Consider the following 23240-nt stretch of genomic DNA (forward strand, 5'->3'; position numbering starts at 1 on the left):
GCCCGCCCCGGACGGCACCCCGTCCGGGGCGGTTGCCGAACACGCCGCCGCAGAAGACCTGCGGACTGTTCCGCCCATCGACCGAATGGACGACCATGAACCTCACCATCTTCCTTCTGGCCCTGTTCGACGGCATCGCCTATGCGGCCCTCGTCTTCAGTGTCGCCGTGGGGCTCACGCTGATCTTCGGCGTGATGCGCATCCTCAACGTCGCGCACGGTTCGCTCTATGCGGTCGGCGCGTATCTGACGGCCACGCTCACCGGCTACGTGCTGGCGCTCGGTTTCGCGCCGCTGCTGGCCTTCCCGCTGATGATCGTCTCGGCGGTCCTGGTCGGCGTGCTGCTCGGCGGCCCGATCGAATGGCTGCTGCTGCGCCGGATCTACAACAAGCCGGAAGTGCTCCAGCTGCTGGTCACCTTCGCCGTCTTCATGATCCTGGAGGACGTGCAGCGGCTGGTCTGGGGCACCCAGCCCTATTTCCAGGCCTCGGCGCTGCAGGCGCTCGGCATGGTGAAGGTGTTCGGCGTCAACTACACCGTCTACCAGCTGATCCTGTTGCCGCTGCTGGCGCTGACGCTGCTGGTGGGCCTGCGCTTCTTCCTGCGCCACACCATCCTCGGCAAGCTGATCCTGGCGACCACCGAGGACCGCGAGGCGGCCCAGTCCATCGGCATCGACGCCGACAAGGTGTTCCTGGTGACCTTTATCGTCGGCGCGGCCCTTGCCGGGCTCGGCGGCGCGCTGGCCTCGCCCACCACCTCGATCCTGCCGGGCATGGGCGCGGACATGATCGTGCTGTCCTTCGCCGTGGTGGCGACCGCAGGCCTCGGCCAGATCGAGGGCGCGGCCTTCACCGCGCTGCTGATCGGCCTCGGCCGCTCCTTCGCGGTCTATGTCTGGCCCGAGACGGCGGTGCTCGTCCCCTATCTCATCATGCTCGTCGTCCTGCTGGTGCGCCCGGAAGGGCTGTTCGGCAGCCCGACCGCGCGCAAGATCTGAGGAGGAACGGATGACCTTTCGTCTGGCCATTCCGGCCCTTCTCGTGCTCGCCATCGCCGCGATCCCCTTTGCCGCGCCGCAGCTCCAACTCCTGATGAACCTGGCGCTCGCCAAGGGCATCGCCGTCGTCGGCGTGACGGTGCTGCTGCGCGCCGGCCAGGTGTCCTTCGGCCACGCGCTCTACTTCGCCATTGCCGCCTATGCCGCCGCCTTCCTGTCGGCCTCCATGCCCGGCGCGGACCTCATTCTGGTGCTCGTCGTCGCGGTCGCCGGCGCGGTGCTGTCCGGCGTCATCGTCGGCCTGTTCGTGGTGCGCTACCGCGGCATCTTCTTCGGCATGCTGAACCTTGCCTTCTCGATGATCTTCTGGTCGATCCTGGAGAAGTTCTACCACTACACGGGCGGCGCCGACGGCATCCGCCTGCCGCGCCCGACCGTGTTCGGCATGGCGCTGGAGCGCGGTCCGTTCGAGCTGATCATGTTCTACCTGTCGGTGGCCCTGGTGCTCCTGCTCGGCTGGTTCACCATGCGCTGGTTCGCCTCGCCCGCCGGCCAGATCTTCCAGACCATCAAGACCAACGAGACCCGCCTGCAATATCTCGGCGTCTCGCCGCAGCGCGCGCTGCTGTCCGGCTACATCCTGTCGGCGGCCCTGTGCGGCACCGGCGGCGTCATCATGGGCATCGTCCAGGGTGTCGTGACGCCGGAATTCGCCTGGTGGATCCGTTCGGGCGAGATGGTCTTCATCGCCGTGCTCGGCGGTGCGGGCTCGGTCGCCGGCGCCTTCGTCGGCGCGGTCATCTACGAGACCATCCGCACCTACGCCTCGGCCTTTGCCGGCGACGTGTGGCAGATGGTGCTCGGCGGCTTCCTGCTCGTCATCATCCTGTTCGCACCCAAGGGTGTGATCGGCATCTACGACGCGGCGCTTGCCCGCCTGACCGGCAAAGGGAGGTCGGAATGAGCGAGATTCTTCTCGAAGCCCGAAACCTGCAGATCAGCTTCGGCGGCGTGGTCGCTGCCGACGACGTGTCGCTCGCCATCGAGCGGGGCAAGAACCTTGCGATCATCGGCCCGAACGGCGCCGGCAAGACGACGTTCCTGAACATCTGCACCGGCTGGATCAAGCCGACCAAGGGCAAGGTCTATTTCGAGGGCCAGGACGTCACGCCGCTGCCGCCGCGCCGCATCGTGCGGCTCGGCGTAGCCCGTGCCTTCCAGATCCCGCAGCTGTTCACCGAGCACACCGCGCTGGAGAACCTGCTGATCTCGGCCGCCGCCCGCGAGCAGCTGCGCCATCCGCTGCAGGACCTGCACCGCATCCGCGAGCGGGCCGAGATGCTGCACCTGCTCGACATGGTCGGCTGCGCCGATGTCGCCGACCGGCTGGTGGTGGAGCTCTCGGAAGGCCAGCGCAAGCTGGTCGACATCGCCGTGGCGCTGGCCCTGCGGCCGAAACTGCTGCTGATGGACGAGCCGACCTCTGGCGTCGCCTCGTCGGAGAAGTTCAAGATCATGGAAATCCTGGTCAAGGCCCTGTCCGAGGCGAAGGTGACGAGCGTCTTCGTCGAGCACGACATGGGCATCGTCTCGCGCTACGCCGACGAGGTGGCCGTGTGGGCCGCCGGCCGGCTGCAGATGCAGGGATCGCCGGAGGAAATCCTGCGCCATCCCGACGTGATCCGCGACGTCATCGGGGAGGCCGTGTGATGCTGGAGCTGAGCAATGTCGGCGCCTCGATCGGCATCATCCCGATCCTGCGCAATCTCGACGTCACCGTCGGCGCCGCCGAGACCGTTGCCCTGATCGGCCGCAACGGCGCCGGAAAGACCACCTTCCTGCGCTCGATCATGGGCTTCACCACGGTCACCGGGTCGATCCGCTTCGAGGGTGAGGACATCACCGGCCTGTTGCCGGCGAAGCGTCCGGGCCTGGGCATCGGCTACGCGCCGGAGGACCGCCGCCTGTTCTCTGCCTTCACGGTGGAGGAGAACATCCTGCTGCCGGCGCAGGTCGCCAAGCTGGATGCGGCCGAGACCAAGCGCCGGCTCGACCGGGTCTACGACATCCTGCCGGAGCTGAAGACCATGGCCGGCCGCCCGGCCGGCAACGTCTCCGGCGGCCAGGGCAAGATGGTCGCGCTTGGCCGCGCCCTGATGCTGGGCACGCGCCTCGTCATGCTGGACGAGCCGTTCCAGGGCCTCGCCCCGGCACTGGCGCTGCGCTACGCCGAGGCGCTGAAGGCGCTGCGCGACGCCGACCGGACGGTGACCCTGATCATCACCGAATCCAACCCCTCCCTGCTGCGCGGCTTTGCCGGCCGCACGCTCCTGATCGAGCGCGGAGAAGTCTCCGAAAGCTCGCTCGAGCACGAAAGGACACACTGATGACTGCCACCAACGCGCCGCTGCCGCGCGCCCTCAACCTGATCGACGGGACATGGGTGCCGGCGGCTTCCGGCAAGGAGATGGACGTGCGCTCGCCGATCGACGGCGAGGTCTTCACGAAGATCGCCGACAGCGGTCCCGAGGATGTCGATGCCGCGGTCATGGCCGCCCGCGCCGCCTTCGATGGCGGTCCCTGGTCGAAGCTGACGGCGGCCGAGCGCGGCCGGCTGATGGTCCGCCTCGGCAACCGGATCCTGGAAGAAGCCGAGGCGCTTGCCCGGCTGGAGACCATGGACAACGGCAAGCCGATCAAGCAGTCGCGCGCCGACATGATCGCCACCGCCCGCTACTTCGAATATTACGGCGGCGCGGCCGACAAGGTGCATGGCGAGGTCATTCCCTTCCTCAACGGCTACAACGTGCAGGTCTTCCGCGAGCCGCACGGCGTCACCGGCCACATCATCCCGTGGAACTACCCGGCGCAGATGTTCGGCCGCTCGATCGCCCCGGCGCTGGCCATGGGCAATGCCACCGTTCTGAAGCCGGCCGAGGATGCCTGCCTGACGGCGCTGCGCATCGGCGAGCTGGCGATGGAGGTCGGCTTCCCGGCCGGAGCCATCAACATCGTCACCGGCCGCGGCGAGGTCGCCGGCAAGGCCCTGTCCGAGCACCGCCAGGTCGACTTCCTGTCCTTCACCGGCTCGCCGGAAGTCGGCGTGCTGATCCAGACGGCAGCGGCGCGCAACTTCATCGGTTGCACGCTGGAGCTCGGCGGCAAGTCGCCGCAGATCATCTTCGACGATGCCGATCTCGACGCGGTCTATCCGGTGCTGGTCAACGCCATCATCCAGAACGGCGGCCAGACCTGCTCGGCCGGCTCGCGCGTGCTGCTGCAGCGCGGCATCTACGACAAGGTGATGGCCGAGCTGAAGACCCGCTTCGAGGCGGTCGCGGCCTCCGATTCCGGCGAGGATGCCGTGCTCGGACCGCTGATCTCCGCACGCCAGAAGAAGCGGGTGGAGACCTATATCGCCGAGGCCGATGCGCCGCTGGTCGCCCGCGGCACGGTGGCCAAGGGCTCGCCGGAAGGCGGCTACTACGTCGCCGCGGCCCTGTTCGGCCCCTGCGACCCGAACTCGAAGATCGCCCAGGAGGAAGTGTTCGGCCCCGTGCTGTGCGCCATTCCCTTCGAGGACGAGGCGGACGCGATCCGCATCGCCAACGGCACCGAATACGGCCTTGTCGCCGGCATCTGGACCCGCGACGGCGGCCGCCAGCAGCGCATGGCCAAGGCGATGCATTGCGGCCAGGTCTTCATCAACGGCTACGGCGCGGGCGGCGGCATCGAACTGCCCTTCGGCGGCATCCGCAAGTCCGGCCACGGCCGCGAGAAGGGCTTCGCGGCGCTGCACGAGTTCTCCCACATCAAGACCGTCGTCCACAATCACGGCTGAGGACAGCAAAGACATGCGACTTCAAGGAAAGACCACTCTCGTCACGGGCGCTGCCTCCGGCTTCGGCAAGGGCATCGCCGAGACCTATGTGCGCGAAGGCGCCAAGGTGGCGATCGTCGACCTGAACGAGGACGGCGCCAAGGCCGTGGCCGCCGAGCTCGGCGATGCAGCCATCGCCATCAAGTGCGACGTCTCCAAGGCCGAGGACGTGGCGGCGGCCGTGGCGAAGACCTGCGATGCCTTCGGCTCGCTCGACATCGTCGTCAACAATGCCGGCTGGACCAACCCGAACCGTCCGCTGATGGAGACGGACGAGGCGACCTTCCGCAAGATCTACGACATCAACGTGCTGTCGATCTTCCACATGACCAAGACCTGCGTGCCGGTGTGGCGCGAGCAGGGCGCCGGCGTGATGATCAATGTCGGCTCGACCGCCGGCATCCGTCCGCGCCCGGGCCTGACCTGGTACAACTCGTCGAAGGGCGCGGTGAACCTGATGACCCGCAGCCTTGCCGTCGAGCTGGCGCCCGACAAGATCCGCGTCAACGGCATCGCCCCGGTGATGGGCGTCACCGGCCTGCTGGAGCAGTTCATGGGCATGCCGGACACGCCGGAGAACCGGGCGAAGTTCCTGGCGACCATCCCGCTCGGCCGCCTGTCGCAGCCGCGCGACATCGCCAATGCCGCGCTCTACCTCGCCTCGGACGAAGCCGACTTCATCACCGGCGTCATCCTCGAGGTCGATGGCGGCCGCACCATCTGAACAAAAGGCAGCCCGGGGTCCCCTGCCCCAACCACTGAAAACGCCCGTGCCGATGGCACGGGCGTCTTTTTTTGCGCAAGTCCCGAGGGACAGCCGGCCGGATCAGCCGGCGGCGGAACTCGCCCGCGCCAGGATCTGCCGGGCCTTGATGATCACCGGCGCATCGACCATCGCGCCGTCGACGGCGACTGCCGCAGCGCCCCCTTCCACGGCCGCAAGCACCCGCTGCGCCCACTCGCACTCGGCCTCAGACGGCGCGAAACCCCGCCGCGCCGGGGCGATCTGCGCCGGATGGATGATCAGCTTGCCGGCAAATCCCATTTCCACCGCATGGCGGCAGTCGGAGGTGATCAGGTCCTCGTCCTTGAGCGCGGTCGTCACCCCGTCGATGGGGCCGGACTGGCCGGCAAGGCGCGCGGCCATCGCCAGCGCGAAGCGGGCCGGGCGCAGCACCTCGCGCTCATGCGCCATGCCGAGATCGGCGGCAAGATCGATGGAGCCGAAGGCCATCCGGGCGCTGGCGCCGGCGACCTCACCCGCATTGGCAAGGCCGCGGGCGCTTTCCACCAGGGCGATCACCGGCAGGCCGGTGGCCTCCGCAACGCCGGCGCAATCGGCCGCCGTCTCCGCCTTGGGCAGGACGACGCCGGCAAGGCCGGCAATGCCGGCGCAGGCGGCAAGGTCCGCCGCGTGCCAGGGCGTGCCGCTGGCATTGACGCGCACCAGGATGCTCGCCGCGCCGACCAGCGGGGCCAGCGCCTCGGCGAGACCGGCGCGCGCGGCCTCCTTGGCGTCCGGCGCCACCGCGTCCTCCAGATCGACGAAAACCGCATCGGCGCCAGCGGCGACCGCCTTGGCGAAACGCTCCGGCCGGTCGCCGGGCACGAAGAGCGGCAGGGTGATGCGGTCGACCTTCTCGGTCGTCTCGTTGGGATGTGTCATGATGGGGTCCGCCAGATGGGTTGGTCAGAAGTGCAGGCGCCCAAAAGAACCCGAGCGGCGCCCGCGTGCCAATAGCGAATTGCGCCCGCCCTCATTGATTGCGGCTATGGCGGAGGCGGGCGGCAGAGCCAGAATGAGTGCCGGGGCATAGATTGCGGCAATAGCTGCGGGCGCTCCCCTCTATTACTCCCGATGCCCCGCTTCGGGCATACTGGCGCCACTTACAGGGAGAAGCTTTGAAAATGCAGGGTGATCTTTCCGGTCTCTTCGTGGTGTCCGTCGAGCAGGCGGTGGCCGCGCCCTATCTGTCCGGGCGGCTGGCGGAAGCCGGCGCGCGCGTCATCAAGGTGGAGCGGCCCGAGGGCGATTTCGCCCGCGCCTACGATCATCTGGTGCATGGCGAGAGCGCCTATTTCGTCTGGCTCAACCGCGGCAAGGAATCCGTCTGCCTCGACCTTCGCGACGATGACGACCGCGCCCTCTTGGCGGCGATGATCGCCAAGGCCGACGTCTTCATCCAGAACCTTGCACCCGGCGCCATCGACCGCCTCGGCTTCGCGCCCGACCGGCTTCGCCAGGAGAACCCGCGGCTGATCACCGTGTCGATCTCCGGTTATGGCGACGAAGGCCCGTTCCGCGACCTGAAGGCCTACGACCTCCTGGTCCAGGCGGAAAGCGGGCTGTCGGCGATCACCGGCAATGCGGAAGGCCCGGCGCGCGTCGGCGTCTCCGTCTGCGACATCGCCGCCGGCATGACCGCGCATCAGGCCGTGCTGCAGGCGTTGTTCGCCCGCGAGCGCACCGGCGAGGGCCGGCATATCGCCGTGTCGCTGTTCCATGCGCTCTCCGACTGGATGAACGTGCCCTACCTGCAGTTCGCCTATGGCGGCAAGGAGCCGGAGCGCAACGGCCTCAACCACCCGACCATCGCCCCGTATGGCGCCTATTCGGGAAGCGACGGCAAGGACGTGCTGTTCTCGATCCAGAACGAGCGCGAGTGGGTCAACTTCTGCCGCGACGTGCTGGAGCGCCCCGAGGTTGCGACCGACAGCCGCTTCACCAGCAACTCGCGCCGCGTCGCCCACCGCGCCGAGCTGGACGCGATCATCAACGAGGTGTTCTCCGGCCATCCGCGCGATGCACTGGCCGACCGGCTGCGCGATGCCCGCATTGCCTTCGGCCGGGTGAGCACGATGGACGACCTGGTCCGCCACCCGCAAAACCGCCATGTGGAGACCGACACGCCGACCGGCCCGGTGCGCCTGCTCGCCCCCGGCGCGCTGGTCAACGGCAAGTCGCCGGAGTTCGGCCCGGTGCCGGCGCTCGGCGCCGATACCGACAGGGTCCGCGCGGAGTTCTCCCGTGTCGACGCCTAAGGCGCTTCCCGTCCCGCAGACCGGCGAGCGGCTGCTGGAGATCCTGAAGGACCGCAAGGCCCGCAACGTACTGGACATCGGCTGCGGCCACGGCGCGCTGTCGCGCTCGCTGGCCGCCAAGGGCTTTGAGATGACCGGCATCGACCCGGACGAGGACGCCGTTGCAGCCGCCCGCAAGGCGGTACCGAATGCGCGGTTCGAGCGAGCGACCGCCGAGGCCTTGCCTTTCGCGGACGGGAGCTTCGATGCCGCGATCTTCCTCAACGCCCTGCACCACGTGCCCGAAACGGTGATGCGCCAGGCGCTTGCCGAGACCCGGCGCGTGCTGAAGGACGGCGGCGCACTGATCGTCGTGGAGCCGCTCGCCCGCGGCACCTTCTTCGAGGTGATGCGCCCGGTCGAGGACGAGACGGAGATCCGGGCCGCAGCACTGCGCGCGCTCGATGCCGACATCGCCAGCGGAAACTGGCACGTCGCCCGGCACGACACCTACGACCGCCTGTCGGACTTCGCCGCGCTGGAGGAGTTCATCGACTATCTCGTGGCCGTCGACCCGGCGCGCAAGACGGTGGCGCAAGAGCGCCGCGGCGAGCTGGACGCGCTGTTCAAGGCCAATGCAACGGCGAGCGAGAAGGGCTTTCGCCTGATCCAGCCGCTCACGCTCTACGAGCTGCACCCGGCCGCCGGCTGACGTCCGCCCCTTGCAAGTCTCGCCAGCTTGCCCGCTTTGCGGTGCGGTGCTTAACTCGCAAGGCCCACCCAGGGGCCGGTCCGTATCGGCCGGCCACTCCCAAGCCATGCAGGAGCGCGCCATGCCGGAGACCCCGGTTGCCGACCAGTACCGCACGAGCGGCAATCTCAGGGCGCGCGGCGGGTTGCACGCGCGCTACGCCAACCGAAACTGGTTCGACTGGGTGGGCGCGCAGCTGGAGCTGACGCCGGACAGCGACGTGCTCGATATCGGATGCGGCGCCGGCTGGTTCTGGCTCTCCGCCGGCAACTCCTGCCCCTCCGGCCTGCGACTTACGCTCACCGACAATTCCGCCGGGATGGTGTCGGAAGCGATCGCCAATCTGGAGCGAGACGGCCGCATCCCGTCGCTCGCAGGCAAGACCTGCGACGCGGCCGACCTGCCCTTCGCAGACGCCAGCTTCGATGCGGCCATCGCAATGCACATGCTCTATCACGTGGAGGACGCCGGACGGGCGCTCGACGAGATGGCCCGCGTGTTGCGCCCGGGGGGCCTTGCCGCCGTCACCACCAATGGCGAGGACAATCTCGGCGCGCTGTTCGATCTCGGCAGCCGCGCCTTCGGCGGTGCCCCGCGCGATCCCGCCGCCCGCATCTTCGGCCCCGGTCGGGCGCTCGAATTGTTCGGCGAGCGGTTCGATGATGTCGCCCTTCACCGCTTCCAGGACGTCTATGTCATCGCCGACGCCGACGACATCGTCCAGTATCTGACGTCCTACCCGCCCGGAAACCGGGCCGGCGAAGTGGAAATCGCGGCACTACGCCGGCTCGTCGCCGCGCGGCTGGACGAGGCCGGCGGCGTGCTGAACGTTGCCCGCGAGGCGGTTCTCGTGTGCGGCCGCGCCCGAGATGCCCGGCCGGCACGCTGAAGCTCAGCCGGTGCCGAACGGGTCCGGAACCTCGCTGGAGAGGTCGGAATTTCGCACCAGATCCAGAAAGGCGGTGGCGGCCGGCGAGAGCACATGGCCGGCCCGCCAGATGATGCCGACATGGCGCAGCACCTCCGGCTCCACCAGCCGGCGATAGATCAGATTGCCCGAACTCAGCACCGGCAGCGTCAGCACCGGCAGGGCGGTGACGCCCAGCCCCTGCGACACGAAGGCCCCGGCGGTGGCGAGATGCGCCACCTCGAAACGCGGGCGGAACGGCAGGTTCTGCTGCGAGCAGGCCGCATCGATCAAAAGCCGCACGCTGGTGCCCTTCGCCATGGCGACCAGCGGCATCTCGGCCAGCTCCCGCCAGGTGCAGCTGTCGCGATCCTCCAGAATGCCGCCGGCGGCCCCCACCGCCACGAACGGGTCCGACAAGAGGGTGCGGAACGAGATCCGGTCCGAGCTTTCCACCGCGCCGGCCGTGAAGCCGAGATCGGACTCGCCCTGCTCGACCGAGCGGATGACGCTGTCGGAGAGGGCGTCGTTGATCTGCACGTCGATATCGGGATGGCGGGCGAGAAACCGCGCGACCAGCGAGGGCAGCAGGCCGGCGGTCACCGAGGGCAGGCCGGCAATCGTCAGCCGGCCGCGCCGCGCGGCGAGATAGGCGTCGAACTCCGCCCCCGCATTGGCGGCGGTGTTGAGCACCTGCTGCGCCAGGCGCAACAAGGTGTGCCCCTGCGGGGTCAGCGAGACGTTGCGGGTATCGCGGTTGAACAGGCGGGTGCCGAGCCGCTCCTCCAGCCGGGCAATCTGCCGGCTGAGCGCCGAGGCGGACATGCCGATCTCGTCGGCGACGGCGCGAAACCGCCCGCCGGTGGCGAGGCTGGAAAAGACCCGCAGATCCTCCAGATCGAATTTGTTGCGATCCATGCATCAATTATCGCAAAATAAGCACTTCTGACAACAAAGAACCTGGGACACTCTTGCAGGCGGGTACAGGTCCGCGGCAGTGCGGGCGCCGGAGGAGCGGCGTCCTGCCGAAACGGCCGACCCGAGATCGCTGCCCGCCAAGGGCACATGGGAGGAAATCACGATGCGACTTTCACATCTCGCCATGGCGGGCGCGCTTGCGCTTGCGCTCGCCCAGCCCGCCAGCGCCCAGGAGAAGCTGCTGATCGGCTCCACCTCGGCCTCGTCCAGCCATTACGGCTATTTCGTCGCCGTCGCCAAGCTGGTGAACGAGAAGGCGGAGGGCCTGGAGGCTTCCGTCGTGGAGACCGGAGCGACGCTCGACAACCTGCGCCGCATCGAGCGCGGCCAGGTCGACCTCGGCCTCGTCACCACCAATGTCGCCCAGCACGCCCATGCCGGCACCAACGAGTTCGACGGCCGGCCGATGAAGCTCGGGCTGCTGTGGGTCTATACCGGCGCACCGCAGAACGTCATCGTGCGCCAGGACGCCGAGGTCGGCAGCCTCGCCGAGCTGAAGGACGTGCGCTTCAACCCGGGCATCAAGGGCTCGGCGACCGAGAGCACCACCGAGGCGGTGTTCGAGGCGCTCGGCCTGTCGGCCGACTACGTGCGCGGCTCGACCACCGACGTCGTCGACATGATCAAGGACAACCGCGTCGCCGGCTACGTGAAGTCGGGCGCCGGCACCAAGCTCGACGGCTCGACCCTCGACATCGCCACCTTCACCCCGATCAAGGTGCTCGGCCTCACCGACGAGCAGAAGGCAGTGCTCGCCGAGAAGATGCCGGACGTGTCCATCGTCGACGTGCCCGCCGGCGCTGCCGACGGCATTCCGGCCTATTCGACCTGGAGCTTCGGCGTCGGCGCGGCCGCCGGCCCCGCCCTGTCGGAAGAGGCGGCCTACAAGATCGTCAAGGCGGTGATGGAGGACAAGGAGGCCCAGGGCGCGGCGCTGGCTTCGGTCAAGGGCGCGGATCTGGCCCAGCTGACCCTGCAATACGCCACGATCCCGCTGCATCCGGGCGCCGCCCGCTGGTACCGCGAGCAGGGCATCGAGATCCCGGCCCGCCTGCAGCCCACCGCCAACTGACGTTCGAGCCTCGGGAGGATCGCCGTGCTGAACCGGACCCGCGACGCCCTGGCGCTGCTGACGGGCATCTTCGTCTTCTACACGGCAGCGACAGGCCCGTTCGAGAGCCTGATCCAGCGCGCGATCTTCCTGGCGCTCGTCGTCTGCCTCGGCCTTGCGGTCTATCCGCTGGGCCATGGCCGGCGCTGGCGCCCGCTCGGCCTTGCCGTCGACCTTGCGGCCGCCGGCATCTCCATTGCCGCCTGCGGCTACATCGTCGTCAACTACGACCGGATCATGACGACCCTGCCCTGGGCGACGACGCTGGACATGGCGCTGACCCTCGGCCTCGTCGCCTCGGTTCTGGAGATCGGCCGCCGGGCCGTCGGCATCATCTTCCCCGCCCTCGTTCTCGTCGGCCTCGCCTATGCGCTGTTCGGCGACATGCTTCCGGGAACGCTGGCCCATCGCGGCTTCGACAGCGCCTTCGTCACCGAGACCATCTTCCTCGGCGACCTCGGCATCTGGGGCATGCTGACGGGCGTCGCCGCCACCGTCATCGCCGCCTTCGTTCTGTTCGGCTCGCTGCTGCTGCATACCGGCGGCGGCCAGAGCTTCATGGATCTTGCCATGCGCATCGGCGGCCGCCAGGCAGGCGGCGCGGCCAAGATCGCCACCATCGCCAGCGGCCTGTTCGGCATGATCTCCGGCTCGGCCGTGGCCAATGTGGCGACCACCGGCAACTTCACCATCCCGATGATGAAGCGCCTCGGCTATCCGCCGGCCTTCGCCGCCGCCGTCGAGGCCGTCGCCTCCACCGGCGGCCAGCTGGCCCCGCCGATCATGGGCGCGGCCGCCTTCGTCATGGCCGAGATCCTCGGCGTCTCCTACATCCAGATCATCACCGCCGCGATCATCCCGGCGCTGCTGTTCTATCTCTCCGTCTTCGTCACGGTGCACATCGTCTCGGTGCGCAAGAACCTGACGCTGGTGCCCGAGGACGAGTTGCCGGCCTGGTCGACGATCCTCGCCCCGCGCCGGGTGCTGCCGATCCTGGCCGCCATCGGCGGGCTGGCCGTCGGCGTCTATCTCGGCCGCTCGGTCGCCACCACCGCCTTCTACGGCATCACCGGGCTGATGATCGCCTTCGTCGCCACCTCGATCGGCCAGATGCCTGCTTCGAAGATGGCGAGCCTCGTCGTCGCCGGCATCAAGGACGCCGGCAAGGGCATGGTGATCATCGGCGTGCTGCTGGCGGGAGCCCAGATCCTCGTCTCGATGATCAACCTCACCGGCATCGGCGTCACCTTGAGCTCGATGATCGTCTCGCTGGCCGGCGACTCCGCCCTGCTGGTGGCGCTGATCGTCGGCGGCGTCTGCCTGATCATGGGCATGGGCCTGCCGACCACGGCGGCCTATGTGCTGGTCGCCGCGGTGCTGGCGCCGGCCATGACCGCCGTCGGCATCGACCCGCTGGCGGCCCATCTCTTCGTCTTCTACTTCGCCACCATCTCGGTGATTACCCCGCCCGTCTGCGTCGCCGTCTTCGTCGGTGCCGGCATCGCCCAGACCAACTGGCTGCCGGCGGCGATGGAGGCCGTGCGCCTAGGCGCGGTCACCTATGTGGTGCCCTTCATGCTGCTACTCTATCCCGGCATGACGGCACAGGGCGACTGGATGGCCATCGGCAACGCGCTCCTGTCGGGGCTGGTGCTGGTGATCGCCATTCCCGCCGTGCTGAGCGGGCAGAAACTCTTCGCCATTCGCGCCCTGGACATCGCCGTGTTCGCCACCTCCATCGCCCTCGCCATCTGGCCGCACCCGGCCGCACCGCTGATCGCCGGCCTGCTGCTCGCCCTGTCCTGGCATTTCGGCAAGGCGCGCCGGCCCCTGAGGGGAGCCGCAGGATGAAAAGCCTGAGGATCGGAACCGGCGCCGGCTTTTCCGGCGACCGCATCGAGCCGGCGGTGGATCTCGCCGCGCGGGGAGAGCTCGACTATCTCGTCTTCGAGTGCCTGGCCGAACGCACCATCGCGCTGGCCCAGCAGGCACGGCGCGCCGACCCGGAGGCCGGCTACGACCCGCTGCTGGAGCGGCGCATGCGCGCGGTGCTGCCCAAACGCGGGGCAAACGGCCCGCGCATCGTCTCCAACATGGGCGCCGCCAATCCGCTGGCCGCCGCCCGCAAGACGCTGGACATCGCCCGCGAGCTGGGACTTCGGGGGCTGAAGATCGCCGCCGTCACCGGCGACGACGTGCTGGCCGCCGTCGAGGGATCGCAGCTGGAGCTGCTGGAGACCGGCGGCACGGTGCGCGACCTCGGCCGGCCGCTGCTCTCCGCCAATGCCTATATCGGCGCCGCGCCCATCGTCGCCGCGCTGGAAGCGGGCGCCGACATCGTGCTCACCGGCCGCGCTGCCGACCCGGCGCTTTATCTCGCGCCGCTGGTTCATGCCTTCGGCTGGGCGATGGACGACTGGCCGCTGCTCGGGCGCGGCACCCTGGTCGGCCACCTGATGGAATGCGGCGGCCAGATCACCGGCGGCTATTTCGCCGACCCCGGCTTCAAGGACGTTGCCGATCTCGCCCGCCTCGGCTTTCCCATTGCCGAGGTCGAGGCGGACGGCACCGCGATCATCACCAAGCTTGCCGGCACCGGCGGCGCGGTCACCGAGGCGACCTGCAAGGAGCAGCTGCTCTACGAGGTGCACGATCCGGCCGCCTATCTGCAGCCCGACGTCATCGCCGACTTTTCCGGCGTCAAGATCGCGGCGGAAGGTCCCGACCGGGTGCGCATCTCCGGCGGGTCGGGCCGCGCCCGCACCGGCACGCTGAAGGTCTCGCTCGGCTATGTCGACAGCCATGTCGGCGAGGGGCAGATCTCCTATGCCGGGCCGGGGGCGGAAGCGCGCGGGCGGCTGGCGCTGGAGATCCTGCGCGAGCGGATCGCGAAAGGCCCCGTGCCCTATCTGGAGACGCGCGGCGAGCTGATCGGTGTCGACGCGATCCTCGGCGGATCGACCTCCGCCGCCCATGAGGCGCGCGAGGTGCGGGTGCGCTTTGCCGCGCGTGCAAGCACGGCGGAGGACGCCCGGCTGGTCGCCGACGAGGTGGAGAGCCTTTATCTCAACGGCCCGGCGGCCGGCGGCGGCGTGACGCGCCAGGTGCGCGAGATCGTCGGCATTCTCTCCACCCTGATCCCGGAGACCGAGGTCTCCCCCGCCCTGACCCTGATGGAAAGCTGACCATGCTGCTGCGCGACATCGCCCATTCGCGGACCGGCGACAAGGGCAACATCTCCAACGTCTCGGTCATCGCCTACGAGATGGCGAACTGGCCGCTGATCGAGGCGGAAGTGACGCCCGAGCGGCTGCGCGCCCATCTTGCCTGGCTGGAGATCGGCGAGATCGAGCGCTTCGCCCTGCCGCGGCTCGGCGCGCTCAACTTCGTGCTGCACGGCGCGCTGAAGGGCGGCGTCACCCGCTCGCTCGCGCTCGACGCGCATGGCAAGTGCCTGAGCTCGGCACTGCTCGACATGGAGATCGCCGGGCCGGCGTGACGCGCGCTCAGCGGCGCGGCACGGTCTCGGGTCGCAGGTGACGCTTCTGCGCGGCGATGCGGAACTGCGCATTGGCCGCGCCATAGCCGCGATAGCCGCCGCGCCGCTCGACGATCTCGAAGAAGAAGCCTTCGCCGTAGTTCGGGCCGTAGAGCTGGAAATATTCGCCCTCCCCGTCCCGGTCGTAGAGGATGTTCTCGGCCCTCAGCCTGTCGGCGAAGTCGGGATCGAGGCCGAAGCGCGCCTCCAGGTCGTCATAATAGTTGCGCGAGATCTCCAGCGCCTTGAAGCCGCAGGCCTTCAGCGCGGCGGCGGTCGCGAAGATGTCGCGGCTTTCGAAGGCGACATGCTGGACCGCCGAGCCGAAGCTTTCGGCGATGAAGCGGCCGGCGAGCGTGCGCCGGTTCTCCGCCCCGTTCAGCGTGATCCGCAAGGCCCCGTCCGCCGTCTCGATGGCCTGGCTGCGCACCAGCCCGGCCGGGTCGACCACATCCACCATCGGCGTCTTCGCCGTCGCGAAGATCGAGGTGTAGAACAGCGTCCAGGTCAGCATCTCCTCGTAGTTCATCGTCTGTGCCAGATGGTCGATGGAGACGAGCCCGGCGGCAGCGGACGCCTTGCCGCCCTCGACTAGGCGGAAATCGGTCTCCCAGAGCCCTGCGAGCTTCTCGTCGATGAAGTGCATCACGCCGCCGCCGACGCCCCGGATCGCGGGAATGGCAAGCTCGCCCGGCCCGACCGGCTGGTCGAACGTGTCGGCGCCCAGCGCCCGCGCGCGCGCCACCGTCGCAGCGGCATCGGCGACCTTGAGGCCGATGGCGCAGACCGACGTGCCGTGCACCAGGTAGGAGGAATGGGCAAAGCCCTCCCGCTCGGTGTTGATGAGCAGGTTGATCCCGCCCTGCTGCCACAAGGTGACGTCCTTGGAGACATGGCGGCCGGCCTCGACGAAGCCGAGGCTGGCGAACATGCGCGCCAGTTCCTCCGCCTCCGCCTCATCGGCGGCGAACTCGACGAACTCGATGCCCTGCGCCTCGATCCGGTCGGGCATTTCCGGCAGCGGGATGCGCACGTCCGGCTCGCGGCGGCGCACCTGGTCCATCAGGTAGACGAGCGAGCGGTGGCCGTCGACCGCGATGGATTTCGGCGAGCCGCCGCGGAACTGGTCGTTGAAGATCTCTAGCGACAGCACCCCGTCATAGCCGGTCGCCGCGACCGCCCGCATGAAGTCGGTGACCGCAAGGTCGCCCTCGCCCGGCATGTTGCGGAAATGCCGGCTCCAGTAGAGCAGGTCCATGTCGATCAAGGGCGCGTCGGCCAGCTGGACGATGAAGATCCGGTCGCCGGGTATCGCGCGGATCGTGTCGACATCGGTCTTGCGCGCCAGCGTGTGGAAGCTGTCGAGGATGATGCCGACATTGGGATGATCGGCGCGGCGCACCACCTCCCAGGCATCGCGATGGTCGTTGACGTGCCGGCCCCAGGCCAGCGCCTCGTAGCCGACGCGAAGGCCGCGTGCCGCCGCGCGCGCGCCGAGCTCGGCGAAATCGTCGGCCGCGCGGTTGATGCCCCCGAGCGAGACCGGCGAGACGTTGGAGCAGACCAGCATCAGGTCGGTGCCCAGCTCCTGCATCAGGTCGAACTTGCGCTCCGCCCGGTCGAAGGCGCGCGCCCGGTGCGGCTCCGGCATGCCCTCGAAATCGCGGAACGGCTGGAACAGCGTGATCTCCAGCCCGGCATCGCGGATCATCGCGCCGACATCGCGCGGACTGCCGTCGAAGGCGAGGAAGTCGTTCTCGAAGATCTCGATCCCGTCGAACCCGGCGGCCGAGATCGCCGCCAGCTTTTCCCGAAGGTCTCCGCTGATCGAGACGGTGGCGATGGACGTCTTCATGGGGCACCGGCCTTGCTGTGAGAGGAAAGGGAAACGCCTGCGGCAGGCGGAACGGCGAGGCCCAGCGGCGGGGGAACCTTGACCTCGCCGCCGGTCTCGGCCGCCCGGCGGATGGCGGCGAGCACGTCGAGCGTCGCAAGGCCTTCCTCGCCGGGGACCAGCGGCACGGCCCGGTCGAGCGCGACCTCGCAGAAATGGCGCATCTGCAGCGCGAAGGGGTCGCCGCCCTGCCGGGTCAGCACCTTGCGCGAGATCGGCTGCGCCCAGTCAGCAGCCCCCTCGTAGTGCCAGAGCCCGAGATCGGGCAGCGACAGCGACCCTGACGTGCCGCCGATCGTGTAGCAGCTGGCCGAGGTTTCCGGGTAATCGGGGTTCTCGCCGGCCGTCAGCTCCCAGCTCCAGGGCGCGGCGACGGCATCGGAAACGGTCATGGTGCCCAGCGCGCCATTGGCAAAGCGCAGGAGCACCGCGGCAGTGTCCTCCACCGCATGACCGCGCGCCAGAGACGAGGAGCGCGCCTGCACGCTGGCGACATCGCCGCACAGGTGGCGGAGCAGGTCGATGTCGTGGATCAGGTTGGTGAGGATCGGCCCCCCGCCCGGTTGGGTGCGCCAGGGTACCTCGAAATAGCTGTCCGGCTTGCGGAACCAGCACAGCGCGTTGACCGCGACCAGCCGGCCGATGGCACCGCTGGCGATCTCCGCCCGCGCCGCCGCGATCAGCGGATTGTGCCGCCGGTGATGGCCGACAAGCAGCGCAACGCCGGCCGCACGCGCGGCCACCACCACCTCGCGCGCCGCCTCCGCCGTGTCGGCCAGCGGCTTTTCCACCAGCACCGGCACCCGGGCCGCGATACAGGCGAGCGCCTGCGGTGCATGCAGCCGGTTCGGCGTCGCCAGCACCACCCCGTCTGGCCGCAGCCGGGCCAGCATCTCGTCACAGCTGTCGAACCACGGCACGCCAAAGGCCTCCGCCGCCTGGCGCCCGTCCGCGGACGGGTCGGCGACGCCGGCAAGTTCGCCCTCGCGGGCGGCGTGGGCCATGTGCACGCGGCCGATCTTGCCGGCCCCGACAATGGCGATGCGGGCTTTCGTCTTCATCTCTTCGCTCTTTCGCGCCATGAGGCCCGCCCCTTTCCGGGCGCGGCCTCAGGTCTCCGGCAGATCGGCCCTGCCGGCGGTCATCCCGCCCCGCGCCCCTGCGCCCGCCTTCCCCGCCACGCCTCGCGCGCCATGCGGCCGAGCGGCGTCTGCGAGATCAGCAGCGCCAGGAAGGCGATCAGCAGCACGCAGGAAATCGGATGCGACAGGAAATCCCAGATGAAGGTCGCCGGATCGTTGCGCGCCCCGATCATCGCCCGCCGATAGTTGGAATCCATCATCGGACCCAGGATGACGCCGAGGATCACCGGCCCGACCTGGAAGCCGTAGACCTTCAGGAAATAGCCGAACACGCCGAACAGCAGCATCCAGTAGATATCGACCGGATTGTTCTGGATGGCGTAGGAGCCGACCGCCGACAGGATGATGATCAGCGGCAGCAGGATCGCCTTCGGGCACTCGACGATCTTGGTGAAGATGCGGATGCCGGTCAGGCCGAAGATCAGCAGGAAGATGTTGGCGAGCGCCAGGTTGCCGACCGTGAACCAGAACAGGTGCGGGGTCTCGACCAGGAGCAGGGGGCCGGGCTTCAGCCCGTGGATGAACAGCGCGCCGATGATGACGGCGGTGACCGCATCGCCCGGAATGCCGAGCGTCAGCATCGGCACGAAGGCGCCGCCCACGGCCGCGTTGTTGGCCGCTTCCGGCGCCACCAGCCCTTCCTTGGCGCCCTCGCCGAAAGGCACTTCCGGGTTCTTCGTCGCCCGCTTGGCATCGTCATAGGCCAGCAGGGCGGCAATGTCGCCGCCGGTGCCCGGCAGCGCGCCGATCACCGTGCCGATGCCCGAGGCGCGCATGGCGACGCGGAAATAGCGGCGCACGTCGGCAAGGCGCGGGATTACCCGGTCGATCTTCTGTTTCACCGCCGGCAGGTCGAGCTGGTGCAGCTGCACGAAGGCCTCGGCGACGCCGAAGAAGCCGATCATCGCGACCACGTAAGGGATGCCGCCCATCAGGGTGATCGTGTCGAAGGTGAAGCGCCCTTCCGCCGTCATCGGGTCGAGGCCGACCATGCCGATCAGCACCCCGAGCGCACCGGCGAAGACGCCTTTGGCGAAGCTTTCGCCGGACAGGGTGCCGACCAGCAGGATGCCGATCATCGCCAGCAGCAGGTAGTCGCGCGAGGTGAACATCAGCGCGAAGTCGGCGAGCATCGGCGCGAACAGGGCGAGCGCCGCAATGCCGACGAAGCCGCCGAACACCGACATCACGGTGGTCAGGCCGACCGCCTCGCCGGCCTCGCCGCGCTTGGCCATCGGGTAGCCGTCGAGCGCAGTGGCGATGGCGCTCGGCGCGCCGGGAATGTTGAGCAGGATCGCGGTGCGCGACCCGCCATAGACGCCGCCGACATAGACGCCGGCGATCAGCGCCAGCGCGTCGTTGACGCTCCACTTGAAGGTGAAGGAGATCAGGATCGACACGGCCATCGTCACCGACAGGCCGGGAATCGCCCCGACATAGATGCCGGCGAGCGTGCCCGCCGCCGTCAGCATCAGCAGCCAGGGGTCGAACCAGGAGATTGCCAGGTATCCGAAGGACTCGAGCATGTCAGAACAGCCCCTGCAGCAGGGTTCCCTTGGGCAGCACCACCTGGAAGACGAGGCTGAACACCACGTGGATCGCCGCCAGTCCGGCAAGGCTGACCAGAGCCGTCAGCCAGGGGCTGCGCCGCCACAGGAACTGGATCGACACGAACAGGAAGACGCCCGAGGCGGCGAGGAAGCCGAGGTAAGGCATCGCCAGGATGTAGAGGCCGACCAGCACCACCATCACGGTCTGGCGCAGCGGCGTGATATCGGCGAGGAACCGGCGCAGGCCGCCGCCGGCTGGCGTCATCGCCAGCGCCTTCAACAGGATCACCAGCGAGCAGACAACCATCAGCCCGGTCGCCAGCATCGGAAAGATGCCCGGGGTCGACAGGCCGGAAAAGCCGGAAATCTTGTAGGCCTCGCTGAACAGCCACAGGCTGAGCGCGAGAAGGGCGACGGCGAAGGCGAGCTCGCCCGGCCGCCGCTGGGCTCGCGAGGACATCATGACCCTCCTGGCAGCATGAGGGCTGCGGCCGGAACCCCGTCGTCCCGGCCGCAGCGCTGAGGCGTTACGGGCGCGGGATGCCCAGGCTCTCCGGGCTGACCTTGGCGGCGCCCGTGTCCTGCAGCGCCCAGGCCGTGACCTGCTGCCACTTGGCAAGGAAGGTCTCGGCCTCCTCGCCGGAGATGTTCATCATGACGTTGCCGCGATTGGCCATCAGCGTCTTGAACTCGTCGCTGCCGGCCGCCGTTGCGAAGGCGTCGACCAGCTTGGCCTTGACGTCGTCCGGCGTGTCCTTGCGCACGAAGACGCCGTAGAACGGGCCCCAAGGCAGGTAGGCGGACATGCCGGGGATCGTGTCGGTGACCGCCGGAACGCCCGGCAGCGTGTCGACCGGCTCGGCATTGACGACCGCCAGCGCGCGCATCGTGCCGGCCTTGATCTGCTCGGCCGCCGCCGACAGGCCCGACGGCATGAAGTCGACCTCGCCGCCCAGCATCGCGGTCAGGCCGGGGCCCTCGCCGTCGAAGGGAATGGCGGTGACGTCGAAGGGCGCGGAGTTGGAAAGCAGCGCGCTGACCGTCGAGGGCAGGCCGCCGGGGCCGGTGGAGCCCATCTTGACCTGGCCCGGATTGGCCTTGATGTCGTCCAGCAGCTCAGCCAGCGTCTGGTACTTGGAGGCCTGCGGCACGACGATCACGGCAACGCCGCGACCCAGAATGTTGACCGGGTAGAAGTTCGAGTAGTCGAGCTTGCTGACGCCCATGATCGGGTGCAGCTGCGGGTTCTCGGCGCCATAAAGGAACGTGTAGCCGTCGGCAGGCGCGGCGTTCACATAGGCGGTGGAGATGGCGCCGGCGCCGCCGGACTTGTTCAGCACCACGATGGGCTTGCCGAGTGCGGCCTCCGCGGCCGGGTTGACCGCACGGGCGACGACGTCGGTGGCGCCGCCCGCGCCCCACATCACCACGCCCAGCATCTCGCGCTCGGGGAAGTCGGCGCTAGCAACGCCGGCGGACAGGGCAAGAGCAGCGACTGCTCCGGCAAGACTGCGGATCATCATTTCCTCCCAGGATCGTTGTTGCGGTCCGCCCGGTCCTCCCAGACCGTGAGATGGCAGCCGCTATTGCATGTCAAAAATCGCATGCCGAAAAACTTAACGCAAATACCAATAATGCAGAGATCAATAACCTGTGGTTATGTCGCCGTGCGCCGGGTCGCCGCGTCCATTTCGCCCCGCAGCAGCTCGATGAAAGCCTCGGCGAAGCCGGAGATCTCCAGGTCCGAACGCCGGGCCACATAGGTTCGGAACGGCGTTGGCTCACAGATCGGGATCAGACGGATGTCCGGCTCGACGCGCGGCAGATCGGCGACCGTGAAATTGTCGAGAACGGCAACGCCGAGGTTCTGCCGGACCAGCCCCAGGACCATCGTGCCGAAGCGGGCGCGGATCTCGATATGGAAGTCGAGACCCTGGCGGGCGAAGATCTCGGCGAGGATCGCGCCGTAAGGGTCCGCCGGGTCGATGCCGATCAGCGGAAAGGCGGCGATCTCCGCCGCGCCGACGCTGCTGCGTGCGGCAAGCGGGTGGTCGCGATGGGCGACACAGAACAGGTGCCCCTGCGCCAGCGGCTCGAAGACGATCGAGGAATGCTCGAAGCGGTGGCTCATGCACACGAACTGGCCCTTGCCGAGCAGCAGGAAGTCGATGGCCTCCTCGATCTTCAGGATCTCGATGTTCATGCGGATGTCGGGATAGCGGGCCTTCAGCCCGGCCGCCGCCAGCGGCACCATCACATTGGCGATGCTGGGCACGGAGGCGAGCGAGATCTCGACATCGTGGCCGCGTTCCAGCTGGCCGATGGAGACCTGCAGGTGGACGAGCTTCTTGTGGACCTCCTGCAGCTGCAGGAACACCTGCTGCGATTCCGGCGTCGGCACGTAGCGGCCGCCGCTGCGGGTGAAAAGCTTGATGCCGAGCGAAGCTTCCAGATGCTTCATCGTCCGGCTGATGCCGGGCTGGGCGACGTTGAGAATGCGCGCGGCACCGGCAATCGAGCCCGCTACCATGACGGCGCGTAGCACTTCGATCTGGCGGAGCGTCAGCGGGGTCTCGTTGGCCATGCGCGGGCAAGGCTACAGCCGCGCCCGCCGCTTGGAAAGCGGCAGCTCGCCAAAGGCCCCTCAGGCGAGGGAAAGGCCGTAGAGCGCCTTCACCGCCGCAGCATCGTCGCCGATGCCGAAGGCCTCGCGGCCGACGGCCGCCCGGTCGTAGTCGATGATGGCTTCGTGCTGGGTGTGCGGCCAGTCCGTGCCCCAGACCACATGGTCCGGCGGCAGCAGGTCAAGCAGCGCGCGGGCATGCGGGGCGACATCGACCGGCGAGCGGTAGGGAGCGGAGAATTTCACGAAAAGCCGAGAAACGTCGCCGGCCTGCGCCAGCGCGCAAAGCCAGGGATCGCGGGCCGGATCCGCCTCGTCCGGCAGGCCGAAATGATCGACCACGACCGTGACGCCGCGCGACAGCAGCGGGCCGACGATGGTCGGCAGGCGCGGCCCCTCCAGCTGGATCTCCACATGCAGGCCGCGCTCGCGCAGGTGCTGAAGCAGCCCGGCGACGGCTGGGCTCTCAAGGTCGGGGAGCGGCGCCCCGCGCACCAGGTTCCAGCGGATGCCGCGAATGCCGGCGGCGACCAGTGTATCGAGCGCGGCCGCCTCGACATCGTCCGGCACGACCGCGACGCCGGCAAAGCGCTGCGGATCGAGCCGCGACAGGGCATCCAGCAGCTGGGAATTGTCGAAGCCGAGAAAACTGACCTGGACGATGACGCCGCCGGACAGGCCGTGCCGCGCCATCCCGGCCTGCCAACCGGCCAACGGCGCCGGCACCGCCGGCACGTAGCGCGCACCGCGCGTCGCCGTCACTTCCTCATAGACATGAACGTGGCAATCGAACCGGATCATCCGCAACTCCCGAGAAGAATTCATATATATGACTAGTTGACTG

Annotated in this window: 22 protein-coding genes; 13 read left to right on the plus strand and 9 right to left on the minus strand. The window is 68.7% G+C overall.

The genetic code is table 11. From position 1 onward, the window contains the following. Positions 1 to 95: 95 nt before the first annotated feature. From H7H34_RS17255 to H7H34_RS17280, 6 genes are read left to right on the plus strand one after another with little or no spacing between them, the layout of a single operon-like run. Positions 96 to 1001 (plus strand): branched-chain amino acid ABC transporter permease, encoded by a 906-nt coding sequence (locus H7H34_RS17255; RefSeq protein ID WP_185925914.1) that lies wholly within the window; start codon positions 96 to 98, stop codon positions 999 to 1001. A gap of 10 nt (positions 1002 to 1011) precedes the next feature. Next, a complete protein-coding gene (locus tag H7H34_RS17260) occupies positions 1012 to 1965 on the plus strand; it encodes a branched-chain amino acid ABC transporter permease (RefSeq protein WP_185925915.1) in 954 nt (317 codons plus the stop codon). After that, positions 1962 to 2711, plus strand: a complete 750-nt coding sequence (locus tag H7H34_RS17265) for an ABC transporter ATP-binding protein (protein ID WP_067219696.1) — start codon at positions 1962 to 1964, stop codon at positions 2709 to 2711. The genes H7H34_RS17260 and H7H34_RS17265 overlap by 4 nt, the downstream gene beginning before the upstream one ends. Then, on the plus strand, positions 2711 to 3388 hold the full coding sequence (locus H7H34_RS17270) for an ABC transporter ATP-binding protein (RefSeq protein ID WP_185925916.1): 678 nt from the start codon (positions 2711 to 2713) through the stop codon (positions 3386 to 3388). The genes H7H34_RS17265 and H7H34_RS17270 overlap by 1 nt, the downstream gene beginning before the upstream one ends. After that, a complete protein-coding gene (locus tag H7H34_RS17275) occupies positions 3388 to 4842 on the plus strand; it encodes an aldehyde dehydrogenase family protein (protein WP_185925917.1) in 1455 nt (484 codons plus the stop codon). Before H7H34_RS17270 ends, H7H34_RS17275 begins: the two co-directional genes overlap by 1 nt. A gap of 13 nt (positions 4843 to 4855) precedes the next feature. After that, on the plus strand, positions 4856 to 5605 hold the full coding sequence (locus tag H7H34_RS17280; protein ID WP_097174792.1) for an SDR family oxidoreductase: 750 nt from the start codon (positions 4856 to 4858) through the stop codon (positions 5603 to 5605). A gap of 102 nt (positions 5606 to 5707) precedes the next feature. Here the strand turns inward: H7H34_RS17280 and H7H34_RS17285 are convergent, their stop codons facing one another. Then, positions 5708 to 6547, minus strand: coding sequence for an HpcH/HpaI aldolase/citrate lyase family protein (locus H7H34_RS17285; RefSeq protein WP_185925918.1), 840 nt, complete (start codon positions 6545 to 6547; stop codon positions 5708 to 5710). A gap of 242 nt (positions 6548 to 6789) precedes the next feature. Between H7H34_RS17285 and H7H34_RS17290 the strand changes: the two genes are divergently transcribed. The 3 genes from H7H34_RS17290 to H7H34_RS17300 all read left to right on the plus strand — a co-directional run bounded on the left by H7H34_RS17290 (position 6790) and on the right by H7H34_RS17300 (position 9542). Next, positions 6790 to 7923 carry a CaiB/BaiF CoA transferase family protein gene (locus H7H34_RS17290; RefSeq protein WP_185925919.1) on the plus strand — a complete coding sequence of 378 codons (1134 nt, stop codon included), beginning with the start codon at positions 6790 to 6792 and terminating at the stop codon, positions 7921 to 7923. Continuing rightward, complete coding sequence (locus tag H7H34_RS17295) at positions 7910 to 8614, plus strand: class I SAM-dependent methyltransferase (RefSeq protein WP_371811420.1); 705 nt, start codon at positions 7910 to 7912, stop codon at positions 8612 to 8614. The genes H7H34_RS17290 and H7H34_RS17295 overlap by 14 nt, the downstream gene beginning before the upstream one ends. 121 nt (positions 8615 to 8735) lie before the next feature. Next, positions 8736 to 9542, plus strand: coding sequence for a class I SAM-dependent methyltransferase (locus H7H34_RS17300; RefSeq protein WP_185925920.1), 807 nt, complete (start codon positions 8736 to 8738; stop codon positions 9540 to 9542). 3 nt (positions 9543 to 9545) lie between these two features. Here H7H34_RS17300 and H7H34_RS17305 read toward each other — a convergent pair whose 3' ends face one another. After that, on the minus strand, positions 9546 to 10478 hold the full coding sequence (locus H7H34_RS17305; protein ID WP_185925921.1) for a LysR family transcriptional regulator: 933 nt from the start codon (positions 10476 to 10478) through the stop codon (positions 9546 to 9548). Positions 10479 to 10641: 163 nt separating this feature from the next. On the opposite strand from H7H34_RS17305, the gene H7H34_RS17310 reads away from it, so the two are divergent. From H7H34_RS17310 to H7H34_RS17325, 4 genes are read left to right on the plus strand one after another with little or no spacing between them, the layout of a single operon-like run. Further along, on the plus strand, positions 10642 to 11610 hold the full coding sequence (locus tag H7H34_RS17310; protein WP_185925922.1) for a TAXI family TRAP transporter solute-binding subunit: 969 nt from the start codon (positions 10642 to 10644) through the stop codon (positions 11608 to 11610). Between the two features lie 24 nt (positions 11611 to 11634). Continuing rightward, entirely contained in the window at positions 11635 to 13500 is a 1866-nt protein-coding gene (locus H7H34_RS17315) for a TRAP transporter permease (RefSeq protein WP_185925923.1), read from the plus strand. Continuing rightward, positions 13497 to 14834 (plus strand): acyclic terpene utilization AtuA family protein, encoded by a 1338-nt coding sequence (locus tag H7H34_RS17320; RefSeq protein ID WP_185925924.1) that lies wholly within the window; start codon positions 13497 to 13499, stop codon positions 14832 to 14834. The genes H7H34_RS17315 and H7H34_RS17320 overlap by 4 nt, the downstream gene beginning before the upstream one ends. Before the next feature lie 2 nt (positions 14835 to 14836). Beyond that, positions 14837 to 15148: an AtuA-related protein gene (locus tag H7H34_RS17325; RefSeq protein WP_067219676.1), complete on the plus strand. Its 312-nt coding sequence runs from the start codon at positions 14837 to 14839 to the stop codon at positions 15146 to 15148. 7 nt (positions 15149 to 15155) lie between these two features. Here H7H34_RS17325 and H7H34_RS17330 read toward each other — a convergent pair whose 3' ends face one another. The 7 genes from H7H34_RS17330 to H7H34_RS17360 all read right to left on the minus strand — a co-directional run bounded on the left by H7H34_RS17330 (position 15156) and on the right by H7H34_RS17360 (position 23197). Continuing rightward, entirely contained in the window at positions 15156 to 17042 is a 1887-nt protein-coding gene (locus H7H34_RS17330) for a bifunctional sugar phosphate isomerase/epimerase/4-hydroxyphenylpyruvate dioxygenase family protein (RefSeq protein ID WP_185925925.1), read from the minus strand. After that, complete coding sequence (locus tag H7H34_RS17335; RefSeq protein ID WP_185925926.1) at positions 17039 to 18142, minus strand: Gfo/Idh/MocA family protein; 1104 nt, start codon at positions 18140 to 18142, stop codon at positions 17039 to 17041. The genes H7H34_RS17330 and H7H34_RS17335 overlap by 4 nt, the downstream gene beginning before the upstream one ends. Before the next feature lie 80 nt (positions 18143 to 18222). Further along, positions 18223 to 19749: a tripartite tricarboxylate transporter permease gene (locus H7H34_RS17340; protein ID WP_185925927.1), complete on the minus strand. Its 1527-nt coding sequence runs from the start codon at positions 19747 to 19749 to the stop codon at positions 18223 to 18225. A 1-nt stretch (position 19750) separates the two neighbouring features. Beyond that, positions 19751 to 20233 carry a tripartite tricarboxylate transporter TctB family protein gene (locus H7H34_RS17345; RefSeq protein WP_158592700.1) on the minus strand — a complete coding sequence of 161 codons (483 nt, stop codon included), beginning with the start codon at positions 20231 to 20233 and terminating at the stop codon, positions 19751 to 19753. A gap of 67 nt (positions 20234 to 20300) precedes the next feature. Next, positions 20301 to 21293: a tripartite tricarboxylate transporter substrate binding protein gene (locus H7H34_RS17350; RefSeq protein ID WP_185925928.1), complete on the minus strand. Its 993-nt coding sequence runs from the start codon at positions 21291 to 21293 to the stop codon at positions 20301 to 20303. A gap of 137 nt (positions 21294 to 21430) precedes the next feature. Continuing rightward, positions 21431 to 22357: a LysR family transcriptional regulator gene (locus tag H7H34_RS17355; protein ID WP_185925929.1), complete on the minus strand. Its 927-nt coding sequence runs from the start codon at positions 22355 to 22357 to the stop codon at positions 21431 to 21433. Between the two features lie 60 nt (positions 22358 to 22417). Then, positions 22418 to 23197, minus strand: coding sequence for an amidohydrolase family protein (locus H7H34_RS17360; protein ID WP_185925930.1), 780 nt, complete (start codon positions 23195 to 23197; stop codon positions 22418 to 22420). Positions 23198 to 23240 lie beyond the last annotated feature (43 nt).

The sequence above is a fragment of the Stappia sp. 28M-7 genome (assembly GCF_014252955.1).
Lineage (GTDB): Bacteria > Pseudomonadota > Alphaproteobacteria > Rhizobiales > Stappiaceae > Stappia.

Bases quoted from the DNA above. Each gene is read 5' to 3' on its own strand.
- H7H34_RS17255 (WP_185925914.1), top strand. From the start codon at position 96: ATGAACCTCACCATCTTCCTTCTGGCCCTGTTCGACGGCATCGCCTAT.
- H7H34_RS17260 (WP_185925915.1), top strand. From the start codon at position 1,012: ATGACCTTTCGTCTGGCCATTCCGGCCCTTCTCGTGCTCGCCATCGCC.
- H7H34_RS17265 (WP_067219696.1), top strand. From the start codon at position 1,962: ATGAGCGAGATTCTTCTCGAAGCCCGAAACCTGCAGATCAGCTTCGGC.
- H7H34_RS17270 (WP_185925916.1), top strand. From the start codon at position 2,711: ATGCTGGAGCTGAGCAATGTCGGCGCCTCGATCGGCATCATCCCGATC.
- H7H34_RS17275 (WP_185925917.1), top strand. From the start codon at position 3,388: ATGACTGCCACCAACGCGCCGCTGCCGCGCGCCCTCAACCTGATCGAC.
- H7H34_RS17280 (WP_097174792.1), top strand. From the start codon at position 4,856: ATGCGACTTCAAGGAAAGACCACTCTCGTCACGGGCGCTGCCTCCGGC.
- H7H34_RS17285 (WP_185925918.1), bottom strand. From the start codon at position 6,547: ATGACACATCCCAACGAGACGACCGAGAAGGTCGACCGCATCACCCTG.
- H7H34_RS17290 (WP_185925919.1), top strand. From the start codon at position 6,790: ATGCAGGGTGATCTTTCCGGTCTCTTCGTGGTGTCCGTCGAGCAGGCG.
- H7H34_RS17300 (WP_185925920.1), top strand. From the start codon at position 8,736: ATGCCGGAGACCCCGGTTGCCGACCAGTACCGCACGAGCGGCAATCTC.
- H7H34_RS17305 (WP_185925921.1), bottom strand. From the start codon at position 10,478: ATGGATCGCAACAAATTCGATCTGGAGGATCTGCGGGTCTTTTCCAGC.
- H7H34_RS17310 (WP_185925922.1), top strand. From the start codon at position 10,642: ATGCGACTTTCACATCTCGCCATGGCGGGCGCGCTTGCGCTTGCGCTC.
- H7H34_RS17320 (WP_185925924.1), top strand. From the start codon at position 13,497: ATGAAAAGCCTGAGGATCGGAACCGGCGCCGGCTTTTCCGGCGACCGC.
- H7H34_RS17325 (WP_067219676.1), top strand. From the start codon at position 14,837: ATGCTGCTGCGCGACATCGCCCATTCGCGGACCGGCGACAAGGGCAAC.
- H7H34_RS17330 (WP_185925925.1), bottom strand. From the start codon at position 17,042: ATGAAGACGTCCATCGCCACCGTCTCGATCAGCGGAGACCTTCGGGAA.
- H7H34_RS17335 (WP_185925926.1), bottom strand. From the start codon at position 18,142: ATGAAGACGAAAGCCCGCATCGCCATTGTCGGGGCCGGCAAGATCGGC.
- H7H34_RS17340 (WP_185925927.1), bottom strand. From the start codon at position 19,749: ATGCTCGAGTCCTTCGGATACCTGGCAATCTCCTGGTTCGACCCCTGG.
- H7H34_RS17345 (WP_158592700.1), bottom strand. From the start codon at position 20,233: ATGTCCTCGCGAGCCCAGCGGCGGCCGGGCGAGCTCGCCTTCGCCGTC.
- H7H34_RS17350 (WP_185925928.1), bottom strand. From the start codon at position 21,293: ATGATCCGCAGTCTTGCCGGAGCAGTCGCTGCTCTTGCCCTGTCCGCC.
- H7H34_RS17355 (WP_185925929.1), bottom strand. From the start codon at position 22,357: ATGGCCAACGAGACCCCGCTGACGCTCCGCCAGATCGAAGTGCTACGC.
- H7H34_RS17360 (WP_185925930.1), bottom strand. From the start codon at position 23,197: ATGATCCGGTTCGATTGCCACGTTCATGTCTATGAGGAAGTGACGGCG.